The sequence below is a fragment of the Bifidobacterium asteroides genome, assembly GCF_030758775.1.
Classification (GTDB): domain Bacteria; phylum Actinomycetota; class Actinomycetes; order Actinomycetales; family Bifidobacteriaceae; genus Bombiscardovia; species Bombiscardovia kimbladii.
Genome location: NZ_CP132384.1, coordinates 1,713,349 through 1,728,610, shown reverse-complemented (window position 1 = coordinate 1,728,610; position 15,262 = coordinate 1,713,349). Strand labels below are relative to the sequence as shown.

At 62.1% G+C, this 15,262-nt stretch carries 12 protein-coding genes and 1 pseudogene; all 13 read left to right on the top strand.

Annotation, left to right across the window (positions count from 1 at the left end; all coding sequences use genetic code 11):
* The first annotated feature begins 14 nt into the window (after positions 1-14).
* The 13 genes and pseudogenes from RAM15_RS07115 to rplJ all read left to right on the top strand — a co-directional run bounded on the left by RAM15_RS07115 (position 15) and on the right by rplJ (position 15,188).
* Positions 15-599, top strand: a complete 585-nt coding sequence (locus tag RAM15_RS07115) for a LemA family protein (protein ID WP_144085014.1) — start codon at positions 15-17, stop codon at positions 597-599.
* Positions 596-2,512: pseudogene (locus RAM15_RS07110) on the top strand (DUF2207 family protein); the annotation flags it as partial. The gene RAM15_RS07115 and the pseudogene RAM15_RS07110, both read left to right, overlap by 4 nt.
* Before the next feature lie 427 nt (positions 2,513-2,939).
* The gene (locus RAM15_RS07105; protein ID WP_306221324.1) at positions 2,940-3,821 is read left to right on the top strand and encodes an aldo/keto reductase; all 882 of its coding nucleotides are present in this window, start codon (positions 2,940-2,942) and stop codon (positions 3,819-3,821) included.
* Positions 3,818-4,798 carry a polyphenol oxidase family protein gene (locus RAM15_RS07100; protein ID WP_306221323.1) on the top strand — a complete coding sequence of 327 codons (981 nt, stop codon included), beginning with the start codon at positions 3,818-3,820 and terminating at the stop codon, positions 4,796-4,798. The genes RAM15_RS07105 and RAM15_RS07100 overlap by 4 nt, the downstream gene beginning before the upstream one ends.
* Positions 4,799-4,917: 119 nt before the next feature.
* Entirely contained in the window at positions 4,918-5,709 is a 792-nt protein-coding gene (locus tag RAM15_RS07095; RefSeq protein ID WP_306221322.1) for an IspD/TarI family cytidylyltransferase, read from the top strand.
* Between the two features lie 22 nt (positions 5,710-5,731).
* Positions 5,732-6,451 (top strand): pyroglutamyl-peptidase I, encoded by a 720-nt coding sequence (locus tag RAM15_RS07090; RefSeq protein WP_306221321.1) that lies wholly within the window; start codon positions 5,732-5,734, stop codon positions 6,449-6,451.
* 144 nt (positions 6,452-6,595) lie between these two features.
* Entirely contained in the window at positions 6,596-8,332 is a 1,737-nt protein-coding gene (locus RAM15_RS07085; protein WP_306221320.1) for a cell division protein, read from the top strand.
* Positions 8,333-8,530: 198 nt separating this feature from the next.
* A complete protein-coding gene (locus tag RAM15_RS07080) occupies positions 8,531-9,511 on the top strand; it encodes a CPBP family intramembrane glutamic endopeptidase (protein WP_306221319.1) in 981 nt (326 codons plus the stop codon).
* A 115-nt stretch (positions 9,512-9,626) separates the two neighbouring features.
* Positions 9,627-10,991 (top strand): C1 family peptidase, encoded by a 1,365-nt coding sequence (locus tag RAM15_RS07075; RefSeq protein ID WP_306221318.1) that lies wholly within the window; start codon positions 9,627-9,629, stop codon positions 10,989-10,991.
* 145 nt (positions 10,992-11,136) lie between these two features.
* Positions 11,137-12,297 (top strand): 3-deoxy-7-phosphoheptulonate synthase, encoded by a 1,161-nt coding sequence (locus RAM15_RS07070; RefSeq protein WP_306221317.1) that lies wholly within the window; start codon positions 11,137-11,139, stop codon positions 12,295-12,297.
* Complete coding sequence (locus RAM15_RS07065; protein ID WP_306221316.1) at positions 12,278-13,498, top strand: 3-deoxy-7-phosphoheptulonate synthase; 1,221 nt, start codon at positions 12,278-12,280, stop codon at positions 13,496-13,498. The genes RAM15_RS07070 and RAM15_RS07065 overlap by 20 nt, the downstream gene beginning before the upstream one ends.
* A gap of 64 nt (positions 13,499-13,562) precedes the next feature.
* The gene (mtnN, locus tag RAM15_RS07060) at positions 13,563-14,297 is read left to right on the top strand and encodes a 5'-methylthioadenosine/S-adenosylhomocysteine nucleosidase (protein ID WP_306221315.1); all 735 of its coding nucleotides are present in this window, start codon (positions 13,563-13,565) and stop codon (positions 14,295-14,297) included.
* Between the two features lie 369 nt (positions 14,298-14,666).
* On the top strand, positions 14,667-15,188 hold the full coding sequence (rplJ, locus tag RAM15_RS07055) for a 50S ribosomal protein L10 (RefSeq protein WP_045924838.1): 522 nt from the start codon (positions 14,667-14,669) through the stop codon (positions 15,186-15,188).
* Positions 15,189-15,262: the final 74 nt, after the last annotated feature.

Genomic DNA, 15,262 nt, shown 5'->3' with positions numbered 1-15,262 from the left:
GAGAGAATGATGGCATGTCCGTATCAATGATCGTGCTCATCATCATCGTTTTGCTGGTCGTGTTGCTGGTCATCTGGGGAATCGGTATCTACAACGGTTTGGTCAACTTGCGCAACCGGGTGGCCAATGGCTGGGCCCAGATTGACGTCCAGCTCAAGCAGCGTGCCGACCTGGTGCCCAACCTGGTCCAGACGGTCAAGGGCTACGCCTCACACGAGTCCACCGTCCTGGAGGAGGTGACCAAAGCCCGCGCCGACGTGGCCCAGGCACAGACGGCTGGCGGAGACCAGATGCAGGCACGTGCCGATGCTGAGCAACGGCTGGGTCAATCCCTGGTCACTCTGATGGCTCGGGCGGAGGCCTACCCTGAGCTCAAGGCCAACCAGAACTTCCTGGACTTGCAGCGTCAGCTCAAGGACCTGGAGGACAAGATCGCCTACGCCAGGCAGTTCTACAATGATGTGGTTCAGAAGTTCAACACCCGCATCGAGACGGTCCCCTCAAACATCATCGCATCCCTCTTCCACTTCCGTCAGGCCCAGTACTTCCAGGCCGACGAGGGTAGCCGCCAGGCGCCAGTTGTGGACTTCGGACAGTGAACGCCCCAGCAGCCTCCTCCGGGAAGGCGGCCTCGAATCATCCCTCCTCGAGCCATCCCTCCTGGAGCACCTCACGCTTTCTCGGGGCCTTGGCGCTGGCTCTGGTGGCAGTCTTGGTGACGTGCCTCGCTGTCCTGTATATCTCCAACAGGAATCGTCCCGACCTGGTATACGATTCGGTGGATTATGATGTCCAGGTCCTGGATAATGGGGATTTGCGTATCAGTCAGACCCTGACTGTCACCATGAATTCCCGCGAGGACGACCACGGCAAGAAACGCCCTTGGCGGGAGCTCTACCAGCGCTATCAGATCAAGCCTGACCGGCTGACCGGCATAAGCGACGTAAGCGTGACTGACCTGACTAATGGCTCCACATATAGGCAGACCAACCCGCTAAAGTATCCTGATGATGTCAAGTACATTCACGACTGGGACAAGAACTGGGCCGGCACCTGGTATATGGGCATGGTCTCGGACTGGAAGCTGAAATCCTACAAGCCGGGCGATGCGGGCCAAGGGTCCGCCTGCGGCGATCTGGGCAATCAATGCCAAGTGGAGCTGGGCTGGAACATTCCGCAGACTGCCAAGGATTCAGGTCGGCGCTTCCGCATCGACATGACCTTCCACGGGGTCACCACTGCCCATCCCGATGTGGCCGAATTCCAATGGGAGCCCGTGGGAGACACCAACCAGATTCCCGTTGAGCATGTGAGCGCCAATGTCAAGCTGCCCAAGCAGACAGGAACGGAGAAGGGCAAGGACGCGAAGGCCTGGCTGCACTTCGCTGGCAGGGGTTCCTACCAGGTGGTGGATGACAGCCGTATCCGATTCTCCGCAGACCGCATCAAGCCGGGCCAGCATCTGGATTTGGTGGTGCTCTTCGATGCGGGGAGGACTTCCTCGGTGGTCAGGACCGATTCTCAGCCGGCACGCGACCGTATTGTCGGGCAGGAGCGTCCGCAGTACGAGCGCTGGCACGCTGACCAGACCAGGCGGGCGCGGATCGCACTCTTGACGGGCGTCTTGGTACTCTTGGCTGCTATCGGGCTGATTGCAGTGATGCTTTGGCATGCCTTCCGCAATTATGGAGACTCCCAGTACCAAGGCGATATCATCTACTACCGTCAGCCTCCTGATCTGTCACCCGCCGTGGCTGCCGTTATCAACGATGTGATGCTGACCCGAGAATCCCCTATTGGCAGGCAATTGTCAGCAACCATTCTCTCCCTGGCCTCCAAGCGGGCCATCGCTCTTGTTCCCGTCAAGTATGAGGACCGGGCGAGTTTCGGCGAAGGATCCGTGACCACCCAGGTGAGGAGCTTGCTGCTCAAAGGCAAACAGCAGTCCATGGAGGTGGTCATCAATCCGGTCTGCAGCAAGGATCGAGCATCCCTGGCCCTGTCCTCAAGCGAGGAAGCCTGCCTGAGCATGCTGGAAGGTGCCTCCACTATGATCGGCTCCGAGAATAAACGCTTCGACCTGTATGAGATGATTGCGCTCTTCGCCAAGACTGAATCCGATAATGGCAGGGCCTACCTGGATGCTTTCTACCAGGCTGTCGAGTATGAGACCAACAAAGCCGACCTGCGCGCCTATCGTCATAATGTAGGCATCTTTGCCTTCCTGGCTGTGCTCTTGGCTGCTTTCATTCTGTTGGCCGGATTCCTGCCGGGCACCGTACTGGTACGTGCGCTCTTGGCCATGCTTCTGGTGGCTGTGGTGACATTCTCCTTGCGCTATAACTGTTGGCGGGTGCTGAGCAGGAATGGACAGCCCATGGCCGGCCAGGTGTCGGGACTTCGGCGCTATCTGCTTGACTTCAGCGATTTTAGCCACCGGGGTGTGGAGGATCTGGTGCTCTGGGACCGTTACCTGGTTTACGCTACGGCCTTCGGCATAAGCGACCGGGTCGTCGCTCAGCTGGCACAGGCCAGCCCTGAACTGACCGACTCCGACTGGCTGAATGACAATGCGCGCGGCAGCCTGCTCTACTGGACCTTCCTGCCTTACAGCCAGGATGTTGCGGCGGCTTCCTCCCTGAGTGACCCTGAAACATTGGCTGTCAATTCAGCGCTCGGCCAAGGTGGCGTGATTGATTTGGGTACTCAATTGACCCAGGGACTCGACCAGATTGGCGGCCTGATTGGCATGGCCAGCGGCAACGGCTCTGGCAGTGTTATTGGTGGGTTTGGCGACGGCGGTGGCTCCTTCGACGGTGGCGGCGGTGGTTCCGGTGGCGGATCGCTTCGGCGGCCGCTGAGACCGGGCCGCCAGTTAAGCTCGTTGGGAGGCCGGCGGTGTCGAAGCCGGCCTCAATCTACAAGACGGGAGTACATACATGACATCGTCGATGCGGGCCTTGGGGCCCTTTACTACGACAGCGGTCGGACTGGGTTGCATGGGATTGTCCATCGAGGGCAAGCCGGACCAGGCAACGGCCATCGACGTCATCCACCAGGCCCTGGATGCCGGTTGCCGACATCTGGATACCGCTTGGTCATATTACGAATCGGGCGGCCCCGAACAGACCAACGAGCGGCTGGTTCGCCAGGCTTTGGACTCCTGGCAGGGACCTCGTCAGGACGTGCTGGTGGCCACCAAGGTTGGGCACTACCGCAACTTCACTGACGGACGGCCCACCTGGGCTGTGGACGGTCGGCCGGAGAGCCTGATCCGGCACGCCAAGGAGTCCGCTCAGGCCCTGGGCGTGGACACCATTGACCTGCTCTATATGCACCGTCCTGACCCGCAGGTGCCCTACCAGGAGTCCCTGGAGGCCATGGCTGAGCTGGCCAAGCAGGGCGTGGCCCGGACCTTGGGTGTCTCCAACGTAGATATTGAGCGGATGGACCTGGCTCGCAAGATTCTGGGCGATGACCTCGTAGCCGTGCAGAACCAGTTCTCACCCACCTTCACCAGTTCCCGCCAGGAGCTGGACCATGCGGCCGGGCTGGGGCTGGCCTTCGTCTGCTGGAGCCCCCTGGGAGGCTTCCGAGCGCCCAAGGACGAAACCCGTTATGATGCCTTCCGGCAGGTGGCTCAGGAGCGCGGCGTCTCCCACCAGCGCGTGGTCCTGGCCTGGGAACTGTCCCAGAACAGCAACGTCTTCGTGGTTCCCGGGGCTCACAGGGCGGCCACCATTCTGGATTCCCTACAGGCGGCTGACATGGAACTGAGCGAGGACGAGATGGACCGCCTGAACCGGGCGGCGACTGCATGAGTCCCAAGCCTGAACCAAGAGAGCAGGGCACCCAGAGCGCTCAGGGCCAAGCCTGGGATCGGGAACGGACCCTACTGGACAGCAGTCCCCTGCCGTCGCTGGACGATCAGGGCCGGCCGATCCCGGTCACCATTCCCATAGCCCTGGCGCCTGGGATCAAAGTGGTCTACACCACCAGGTTGGGCGGGGTCTCCTCGGGCGATTATGCCCAGCTGAATCTCGGCGGCAAGGGGGGCGACGACCCAGAGGCGGTGGCTGCCAACCGTCAGGCCCTGGGCCGCCAGCTGGACCGTCCCATGGTCCTGGTGGATCAGGTTCACTCAGCCAGGGTCTGGGACGCTGACCAGGGTCAGCCCCAGGGGCGCTGCGAAGCCGATGCCCAGGTGACCACCAGTCGTGACCTGGCCCTGGGCATCTTCGCGGCCGATTGCCTCCCCGTGCTGCTGGCCGACCCGCAGGCCGGCGTGATGGGGGCGGCGCATTGCGGTCGTCGTGGTCTGGTGGCTGGCGTCATTCCGGCCACAGTCAAGGCCATGACTGACAGGGGCGCTGACCCGTCCAGGATCGTGGCAACTCTGGGGCCTCGGATCTGCGCAGACTGCTATCAGGTGTGTTCGCACTTGGCCGATGATTTCGAGAAGCGTTTCCCCGGCGCATCAGGACCATGCCGATTCGGCGGAATCGCCATCGACATCGCCGCTGCAGCCAGGATGGAACTGAAGGCGGCAGGAGTGACCCGTATCGTAGATTCCGCCCCCCGGGTCGGTGCCGCCACCAGCTACCTGCGTCAGGATCCGGACCTGGAAGAGCTCTGCAGCCATGACAGTGAGGGTCCCTCCCTGTCGAAGCGTCTTGAGGATCTGCGCCGACCCTTGTGCACTCTGGAGAATCCGCTCTGGTACTCCCACCGCCGGGCCTCGCTGGCCAGCAAGGCGGGGGAGGGGCGCATGCTGGCCCTTATCCTGGCCGACGACTGATGCAGCATGTTGATTGATCCGGCTTCCGGCAGCTGGAGCAGGCCTCGGGTGCAGATGTTCGGTGCAGATAGCGCCGGGCCTGCGCCCCTTCCTCTCCTCGCGTGAGTACCGTTGAGTCTATGAGTGAGAGCAGAGCATCAGCAGCCCCGTCCGAGGTCAGTCAGGATAATGCAGAGCCGGAGGAGCAGATTCAGCCAGTTGTGGCGGTGATTCTGGCAGCCGGGCTGGGCGTTCGGTTTGACGAGAGCAACCCCAAGCAGCTGGTGCAGGTGGGCGGCAAACCCATCATCGCCTGGTCAATTGATGCCTTCCAGTTCAATGCCCGGGTCACCGACATCCTGGTCGTGGTCAACGATCGGGTGCGGGAGGCTGTCGAGGCCATCGTGGGCGACGACACCTACGACAAGGTCCGCACGGTCATCCAGGGCGGCATCGAGCGCATGGACAGCACCGAGGCGGCCCTGCAGACCCTGGCCGAAGCGGAGATCCCCCAGAATGCCAAGCTGCTCATCCACGATGCGGTACGTCCCTTCGTCAGCCAGGAGTCCATCAATGGCTGCATCGATGCCTTGGATACCTTCAACGCCGCTACCGTGGCCGTGGCCTCGACCGACACCATGCTGATGGCCGGCGACCTGGGCGAGCGCAAGGTGGTCCGTAAAGTGCCCGACCGAGACAACATGTTCCGGGCCCAGACCCCGCAGGCCTTCCGTTTCAGCACCATCCGCAAGGCCTACGACCTGGCCGCCGCAGACCCCGACTTCCATCCCACCGACGACACCAGGGTGGTGGTGGACCGCCTGCCCGAGGAGCCGGTGGCCATCGTGGCCGGCAGCGTGACCAATATGAAGATCACCCTGCCCTCGGACGTGCCCATGGCTGAATGGATAGCGCGCTCCCTGGCCGGGTGAAGTCCTGTGTACCATGGGGCACATGGAGCAGATCAAGGTCATCGTCGCCGGATACGATCATTACGAGGGTGTTGATGTCAACCCCTCCTATCAGGTCTCGCAGGCTTTGGCCGAGCATGGCATGGAAGGCATGCGGCCAGTCGGCCCCACCGAGGAGGATCCCTTGGAGGGCGTGGACCTGGCTATTTCCTCCGTCACCATGCCTGTCAGCTTCGCCAAGGCCTGGCCCATCCTGCATGAGGCCATAGAGCGGGTGCGCCCTGATATCATCATCGCTACAGGGCTCAAGCGTCGGGCTCGCGGCATCGCCATGGAGCGCTGCGCCGTCAACCTCAAGGAGGACGACGCTGACGATCGTGAAAACCTGGGGGAGCAGGAGTCTCGAGATACCGTCCCTCGTGCCAGCCGCCAGCCCATCGACCCCCAGGGCCCGGCCGCCTACTGGACCCGACTGCCGCTGAGGGCCATCCTGCACGACTTCGGCACCTGCGGCATTCCTGCCACACTGAGCTCGGACGCGGGCACCTATGTCTGCAACGCGCTCTTCTACAACCTGCTGGCATGGGCTGCAGGACACAAGGATGTTCTGGCCGGGTTCGTCAGCCTTCCCCTGGTCAACGAAAGCGGCGGTCAGGAGTGCGGCCTGCCCCTGGATCAGCAGATACAGGCTGTGCGCGAGGTGGTCAATGAGACCATTCGCTACTATCGCAGGCCCTCCTCCAGTCCCATTCTCATTGCCTGAGACCCGTATGTAAGGCCAATGTGTCGGCGGCAGGTCAGACGGCGACTTTAGGCCGGTCATGGGGTAGAGTCGAGGTAAATCCACCGGACCGAAGACATTTCTGTCACGGGCCGGCATGTCCTGGTGGCGAAGAGGAGTGTTTCCATGGCCGAAGATCAGTTTCCCGTTGTCCTGCGAGGCTATGACAAGGAGCGGGTCGACCAGGCCTTGGCGGCCTCGCGGAGCAATCTGGCCCGGTTGCGTCAGCAGATCAAGGCCGATGACGATCGCATTCTGAAGCTGGAGGCGGAACTCCAGGAGGTCAAGTCCCGCAAGCCCGAACAGCCGCGCAACTCCTTTGCTTCACTTGGAGCCAACGCCCAGCAACTGCTGGCCTCGGCCGAGCAGACCAGCACCGAGCTGCTCAACCGCGCCAAGCAGGATGCGGCATCCACCAAGACCTCCGCCCAGGAGAAGGCGACGACCCTGGTCAACGAGGCTCAGCTTGAAGCCAAGCACATTGTGGACGAGGCCAACGCCAAGGCCAAGTCCATCGTCGAGGCCGCCAACGACGAAGCCAGGACAGTCACCACCACCGCCAAGCAGCAGAGCGAACAGAACAAGGCCGCAGCCGATAAGGTGGTGGCCGAACGCCGTCAGGCTCTGGATCTGGAGCTGCAGAACTCACGCGAGGAGCATGAGAAGCGGCTGGCCACCAGCAAGGCCACCCAGGACAAGGAACTGTCCGAACAGAAGGCCAAGGCCGCCAAGGAGATTGCCGACAAGCGGCGCAAGAGCGACGAGGAGATCGCCAAGCTCAAGAAAGAGGCCAACGATCAGATCCAGAAGGCCCTGGCCGAGGCCAACAAGAAGCTGGCCGACGTGCGTGAGCAGGTCTCCAAGAGCCTGAATGACGCCCGTAGGCAGGCTTCGGAAATCACCGACAAAGCCAAGTCAGAGGCCCAGCAGATCGTGGACGAGTCCAAGGTCACCAGCGCCGAGACCATGGCCAAGGTCAACGCCGAGGCCGAGCAGGTCCGCTCCGACATCGCCGCCCAGCAGGAGGATGCCACCAAGAAGGTGGGCGAGCTGCTTAAGAGCCTGGAGGATCGGCGGGTCAAGACCGAGAAGGAGACCCAGGAGCTGATTGAACAGGCCAAGGCCACCCGCAAGGATGCCGATTCGTTCGCCTCCTTCAAGCGGGAGGAGACCGAGCGCAAGGCCAACCAGCTGCTGGATGAGGCCAAGCAGCGCGCCCAGGCCGAAGTCGACGCCCATCGCAAGGCCGCCCAGGCCGAGCTTGACGGGCTCAAGGACCACATCACCAAGCTGCAGCACCGGGAGGCCACCATTACCGCTCGGGTCGACGAGCTGCGGAACATCTTCTCCAAGTCCTTCGGCAACTTCGACGGCTTCCACGATGAGGCTGTGGTCAATGACCAGGACGAGGGGCAGGCGCCCAGCGTGCCCGTGGTCAACGCTGTGCCTGCCGCGGATCCGCTGCCGGCCCCTGCTTCGTCGGCTTCGGCGACATCCTCGGAGGCTGAAGACGAGGATCAGGCCGTCGACCAGCCCCTTGCCGACGCCCAGGCAGAAGCCCCTCAGACATCAGTCGATCCGGTCCCAGTCAGCCAGTCAGCCGATGGTGCGGCAACTGATTCCGACAGTAATTCCGGGGATGATGCCAGCGCGGCTGAGGCTGCGGCTGTCAGGTCCTCAGCCAATATGCCCACCCAGGTCCTGCCCTCACCAGCGCCGAGCGCCCTTCCCGATGAACCCGTCCAGGCCGATGACGCGCCGGCCCAGAGTGAGGACGGACAGGTGGAGAAGGCAGTCACCGATCAGGAAACTACGGTTATTCCGCCCATCAACGACGACGCTACCTCCGCCGATCAGGACTGATCAGCAAAGGACATTGTCCGTTGGGGCCGGATCGCAGGCATGGTCTGCGATCCGGCCCTGTCGTTCAGCCTCGCTTGGAAGTTGGTTGGCTGCGTGCCGAAACCGGCGTGCCTGTCAATCTCGGGCCGAACCCCTGCTGAGGCCTAGAGTCGATGGTGAAGAGGTGCAGGCCAAGGGTCGTAGGGTTGGGAGAGCGTCATGCAGCAATCACAGCACTCATCATCACATGTGTCCGCCACGGGGTCATCCGGGTCGGCTGTTTCGCGCCCATGGAGTGCCCAGGTGCGCCGTGGGGTGGACCTGCAATCCCTCTATGCCCTGGTGTACCTGGTGGTGGCCAACCTGATCGCGGGGGTTCTGAATCTGCCCTCGGTGGCCGCAGCCCTGGGCATTGCCCGTCAGCCGGGGCTGGGCGATCTGCTGGGCGATCTGGTCATGCTGGTCTTTCTCTTCGGCACCCGCAGCCAGGATCTGCTCGGGCGTGGCTCCAACCCTGTGCAGTACAAGGCTCAGACCAATCCCGGTCCGGCCGTGCTGATCGGAGCCATCCTGCTGATCATGCTGGCCAGCAGCATCGAGACCGGCTTCACCTGGGTGGTCAACCAGGGATCCCAGGCCCTGGGGCTGGTCTATCACTCCACCACCTCCCAGATCGCGGCGGGCCAGCATGGGTTCCTGTCGCCCCTGGACACGGCCATCCTGGTCCCCATCGTCGAGGAGTTCCTGCTGCGCGGCGTGGTCATGGGCCGACTGAAGCCCTACGGACGGACCTTCGCCATCGTCACCTCCTCCCTTATCTTCGCCTGCCTGCACGGAGACATCACCCAGAGTCTGTTCACCTTCCTGCTGGGTCTGGTCTTGGGTGTCATCGCCATGGAGTACTCCATCCTCTGGTCCATGGCCCTGCACATTTTCAACAACCTGGTCCTGGCTGACGCCATGATGTGGCTGACCCAGACGGTGCCGGCCCGCACCGGCATGATGATCAACCAGGGCATGACCCTTCTGGGGCTGGTTGGGGGACTGGTAGTCCTCTGGCTGATTCGGGGCCGGCTGGCAGACCGTCTGCGCGCCAATCGTTCACGCTCCGGCACCTATAAGGGCTGGATCTCCCTTGGATTGGCCGTCCTGTTGGTTCTGGCCGTGGTCAATGCGGCCCAGCGCTTCTCCCTGGCTTGACAAAAGGTACAGTTGTCCACATCCTCCGCCAGGCGAACCTTTGAGGACCGATTCCCGCTATGCTGGATGCAGGGATGCAGATACATCCGTATGAAAGGAAACAAGGATAGACCGTATGACATCAGTACTGACACCACTGGATCAGACCCGTCTGGAGGGCCTGCGCACCGCCTTTGATGAGCGCGAGGCCAACCACGTCGCCATGAACGCCGTCACTCAGGTAGGCATTGACGAAGTGGCCCACAACTATAACCGCTCCCGCCTGCTCCAGCACCGATTTTCGGTCAGCATCGATAATGGCACGGTCACCTCGCAGGCGCATTCCGGACGTTGCTGGCTTTTCAGCTCGTTGAATGTAGCCCGATTTGTGGCCCGCAAGGCTCTGAACATCGATGGTAAAAGCACTGCCAACCCTATGGGCGATTTCGAGCTGTCCCAGAACTACGCCATGTACTATGACAAGCTTGAGCGCGTCAACTACTTCCTGCGCGACGTGGCCGCTCTGGTGCGTGCCGGCGAGCCCGTCGACTCCCAGCTCATGCGCTTCTTGATGGGCGATGTCATGGGCGATGGCGGCCAGTGGATCATGGCCATGAACATCTATAAGAAGTACGGTGCAGTGCCCAAGCAGTTCTATCCCGAGACCGCTTCCTCCCAGAACACCAGCCAGATGAACGACCAGCTCCGTCGCCTGCTTCATCAGGCCACGGCTCACATGGTGGCCAACCCGGAGGGGATCGACGGGATCATTGATCGGACCCTGGAGGCCGGCCACCGTATCCTGACCATTCATCTGGGCACCCCGCCCACCAGCTTCGACTGGGAGTGGACCGACAAGGACGGCGTCTTCCACAGGGATGGGCGGATCACCCCGCAGGAGTTCTGGAAGCGCTACGTGAATGCCGGACTTGAAGACTATGTCTGCCTGGTCGACGATCCGCGTCCCGAGCACCCCAAGGGCCGTAAGATCGGCATCGAGCATCTGGGCAACGTGGCTGGCGGCGATCCCACCGAGTATCTGAACGTTCCGGTGGAGGTCATGAAGGACTGCGCCCGTCGTCTGATGAGCGAGCAGGGCCTGCCGGTCTGGTTCGGCGCCGACTGCCACCCCATGATGGACCGCAAGGCCGGCCAGTGGGCCACTGACCTGTTCGAGTACGGCCGGGTCTACGGTGTGGACTTCGACATGGACAAGGAGCAGCGGGTGCGCTTCGGCGACTCGGCCCAGAACCACGCCATGGCATTCGTGGGTGTGGATGTGGCCGATGACGGCCGGACCACCAACCGCTGGCGGGTGGAGAACTCCTGGGGCGGGGACATCGCCAACAAGGGCTACTTCACCATGAGCGACGACTGGTTCAGCCAGTATGTCTATGAGGTGGCCGTGCCCAAGTCCATGCTGTCCGAGGAGTATCGCCGGGCCTTTGACCAAGAGGCCATCATGCTGCCCGCCTGGGATCCCATGGGCGCCCTGGCCTGAGCAACGTCACCAATTTATCCATTCAGCTGTTCGTTCCCGTGGTCTGTATGGATCGCGGGAACGGACCGTCCGCATTGGTCCGGATGCGGGCGGTCATAAGAAATTCGGGCAGGATCGTCGGAGTACGACAGAGAGGAGAGCGACCGTGGCATTCGTCAAGGAACCGGATATCATCCCGGAAGAGGAACGGCAGTATTTTGCCGATACGGCCGTCTTTCCCGAAACAGTGGACGTCAACATCCGTCAGTTGGATCCCATCCCGGCCCCCAGGGTCTTTCTGCGCTCGCGGCCCTTGGATTCGGAGCGTATGGAGTTGGTGCGGGACTCCCGTCAGGCCATTCGGGATGTTCTGCATGGCCGGGACGATCGGCTGCTGGTCATCACCGGCCCCTGCTCAGTCCACGACCCGGAGGCTGCTCTGGAGTACGCCCGTCGTCTGTCGGCCGTCAATGAGCGGTTGAAGGATCGGCTGCTGATCGTCATGCGGGTCTACTTTGAGAAACCCCGGACCACAGTGGGCTGGAAGGGGCTGATCAACGACCCCGATCTGGATGGAACATTCAATATTCGCAAGGGGATTCGCCTGGCCCGTCAGGTGCTCTGGCAGGTTCTGGGACAAGGGATTCCGGCGGCCACGGAATGGTTGGATCCCATCACTCCGCAGTATCTCTCTGACGCGGTCAGCTGGGGGGCCATCGGGGCTCGAAACACGGAGAGCCAGGTCCACAGGGAACTGGCCAGCGGCATGTCCATGCCCATGGGTTTCAAGAATTCGACCGAGGGCAGTGTAAAGGCAGCGGTTGATTCCTGCCTGGCCGCAGCATCCGAGCATCACTTCCTGTCCATCAACCTAGACGGTCATGTCATCGCTGCCGAGACCAGGGGCAATCCAGATTGTCACTTGATTCTGCGCGGTTCCAGTCATGGCCCCAACTACGATTCGGAGTCCGTCCGGTCCGCCCTGGAGGCCATGCATCAGGCCCCGCTGGGCCCTGGTGCCTGCCGGGGGCTGATCGTCGACGCAGCCCATGGCAACTGTGGCAAGGATCCAGTGCGTGAGGCCCAGGTGGTCGAAGAGCTGGCAGAACGTATCGCCAAGGGTGAGCAGGGCCTGTCAGGCATCATGATGGAGAGCTTCCTTGAGGGCGGTCACCAGGCTCCGGCCCCGCTGGATCACTTGGTCTTCGGCCAGTCCGTCACCGACGCCTGCATTTCCTGGGACAGGACCGAGGAACTGCTGCAGATCCTGGCCGATGCCGTGCAGGCTCGTCGGGAAAGGAGAAGGCATGAGCCGGATGAAGGATGAGCCACAGGAGCCTCTGCCCCGACCCAGCAAGGCCTACGAGGTTGAACTGGTGCACAAGGCGCTGGCGGCAGGCGTCAACCCCCTGCAGACCGGGAACGTGCCCAGGTGGGAGGACGAGGTAGGCATAGGCCGGATCGTCAACAGGAGGGTCTTTGAGCTTGACCGCCTGCCTTCGCCCGCGCAGATGCTGACTCGATATCCCTTGGACGGATCGGCCAAGGATCTGGTCATCCGCTCCCGGCAGGAAATCGTGGACTGCCTGCATGGGCGGGACGACCGGCTGCTGGTCATTGTGGGCCCCTGCTCCATCCACGACCCCGATGCTGCGCTGGACTATGCCCGTCGTCTGTCGGCCGTCAATGAGCGGTTGAAGGATCGGCTGCTGATCGTCATGCGGGTCTACTTTGAGAAGCCTCGGACCACGGTCGGTTGGAAGGGCCTGATCAACGACCCCGACCTGGATGGCAGCTATAACATCCAGAAGGGCCTGGTTCTGGCACGGCGCATTTTGCTGGGTGTGCTGGAGACCGGGCTTCCGGCGGCCACGGAATTTCTTGAGCCTACATCGCCCCAGTACATTTCTGACGCGGTCAGTTGGGGGGCCATTGGTGCCCGGAACACGGAGAGCCAGGTCCATCGGCAGCTGGCCAGCGGCATGTCCATGCCCATCGGCTTCAAGAACGCCACGGATGGCAGCGTGGATGTGTCCATTGATTCCTGCTATGCAGCCTCTCAGCGCCATACCTTCTTCGGAATAGACCATGAGGGTCAGGCTGCGGCTGTGGCGACCATGGGCAACCCCGACTGCCATCTGGTTCTTCGCGGCTCCAAGTCCGGCCCCAACTATGATCAGGATTCGGTGCGTGCAGCCCTTGCCGTGCTGCGCCAGCGCATGCCTAAGGACAGCGCGGCTGCCCACGGACTGCTCATCGATGCTTCCCATGGCAATTCCGGCAAAGACGAGCGGCGCCAGATCCAGGTTGTCCATGAGCTGGCCCAGCGGATAGGTGACGGTGAGGAAGGCGTCACTGGCCTGATGATGGAGAGTTTCATACGTGGAGGCAATCAGAAGCCGGCCCCATTGGACCAGCTGGTCTACGGGTGTTCGATCACCGACCGTTGCATCTCCTGGCCTGATACCCAGGACCGGCTGGAGGAGCTGGCAGGAGCAGTGGATCGTCGTCGAAGCGCAACTCGTTGACTTGCGCCTGCAGTAGTCTGGTCGGGCTGCAGTTGCCAGTGGAATCTTGGATAAGGAGTCAGGTATGAGCGAAGCGGATGCTTCCCCGAAGGGTGAGGATCGGCGGCCGGTTGCCGTCATCGGGGCCATGGATGAGGAGGTGGCCCTGATCGGCCGAGGTCTGCAGCAGGCGGATCAGGATCCCCGGGCCGGTGAAGCTGGCCTGAAGGTCATATGCGGCGCCCTGAATGGGGCGCACGGCCCGGTTCGTCTGGCTGCCACCGTGGGTGGCATGGGTACTGTCAACATCGCCGCCACCACACAGTATTTGATCGATGCTTTCCGCCCCAGGGCCGTTATCTTCTCCGGCATTGCGGGCAATCTGAACAAGGACCTGCACATCAACGACGTGGTTCTTGGCGGCACTCTGCGTTATCTGGATACCGACATGCGATTGGTAGCCCAGTCGGCCCCCGGCACCGAGGAGTTCCACTCGGACCCTCGCCTGCTGGATCTGGCAAGCCGGACTCTGGACTCCATGGGGATCAAGCACATCGTCGGCACCATTGCAACAGGTGACTACTTCGTGGACAGCCCGGAGAAGATCGCCGAAGTCAAGGAGCAGACCGGGGCCGACGCGGTCGAGATGGAGGGCGCGGCTGTCTGCCATGTGGCGGCCCGCAACAAGGTGCCAGCCCTGGTCATCCGTGCTCTGAGCGACAACGCCGACACCGACTACGAGGTCTTCCGGGAGTTCGACATCTCCGAATATGCCGACACGGCCGCCAGGTTGGTGCTGGGCATCGTGTGCGAGCTCTGAGCGCAGGTCAGCACAGCCGTGCAGCTTGGCGCCTATGGGCCTGCGATCTGACGGGTTGCGCCCGTCAGGGCCTAGATGCCGTGAATCTGCTGCAGTTCTGCAGTCCCCGAAGCTGGCTGGCTTCGAACTTGCCGTGCCTGTGAACTTGACGGCTGCACCCGACCTGTGTAGTATTGCCCCTTGCATACCAAAGACCGTTGGTCGGGACCCTTGGGTCTCCTAAGTTCGGTTGATCGAGCCAGCACAGGTTGAGTTTCAAATCGGTCCTTGCGACCTGTTTTTTCGCTCTGCCTGTCGGCAGGGCTTTCTTTTTGCCTGCCATGCTCGGTCGTCCGGCTCCCTCCAGAGGTCTGTCTAGGAAGGAACGCCATGAAAAGGCCCGAAAAGGAAGAGGCTGTCGCCAGGCTGACGGACAAGTTCCGTGACGCCGACGCCATCATCCTCACCGAGTACCGCGGGCTCAGTGTTCCGCAGGTCGCCGATCTGCGGAACAAGCTAGGCCGCGATACTTCCTACAACGTGGCGAAGAACACGCTAGCCCGGATTGCAGCCAAAGAGGCTGGAATCGAGGGTCTCGATGAGATGCTTGCCGGCCCCTGCGCCATCACCTTTGTCAAGGGTGATTACGTCAATGCCGCCAAGGCGCTGCGTGATTTCGCCAAGGACAACCAGGCACTGATCGTCAAGGGCGGCTTCATTGATGGAGCTGTTGTTGACGCGGATGCCATGAAGAAGATCGCGGATCTGGAATCCCGCGATGTTCTGCTCTCCCGGATGGCCGGCGCGCTCAAGGGCACCATGTCCAAGGCCGCCAACCTGTTCGTCGCTGTGCCTACCAAGGCCGTGCGCACGTTCGACGCCCTGCGCGAGAAGCAGGAAAAGGCCGCCTGAGTCCACGGCCACTGGCCCGGATTCATACGGCAAACACAAAAAAAGATGTTCGGTGATCGGCCTACCAGTCAATG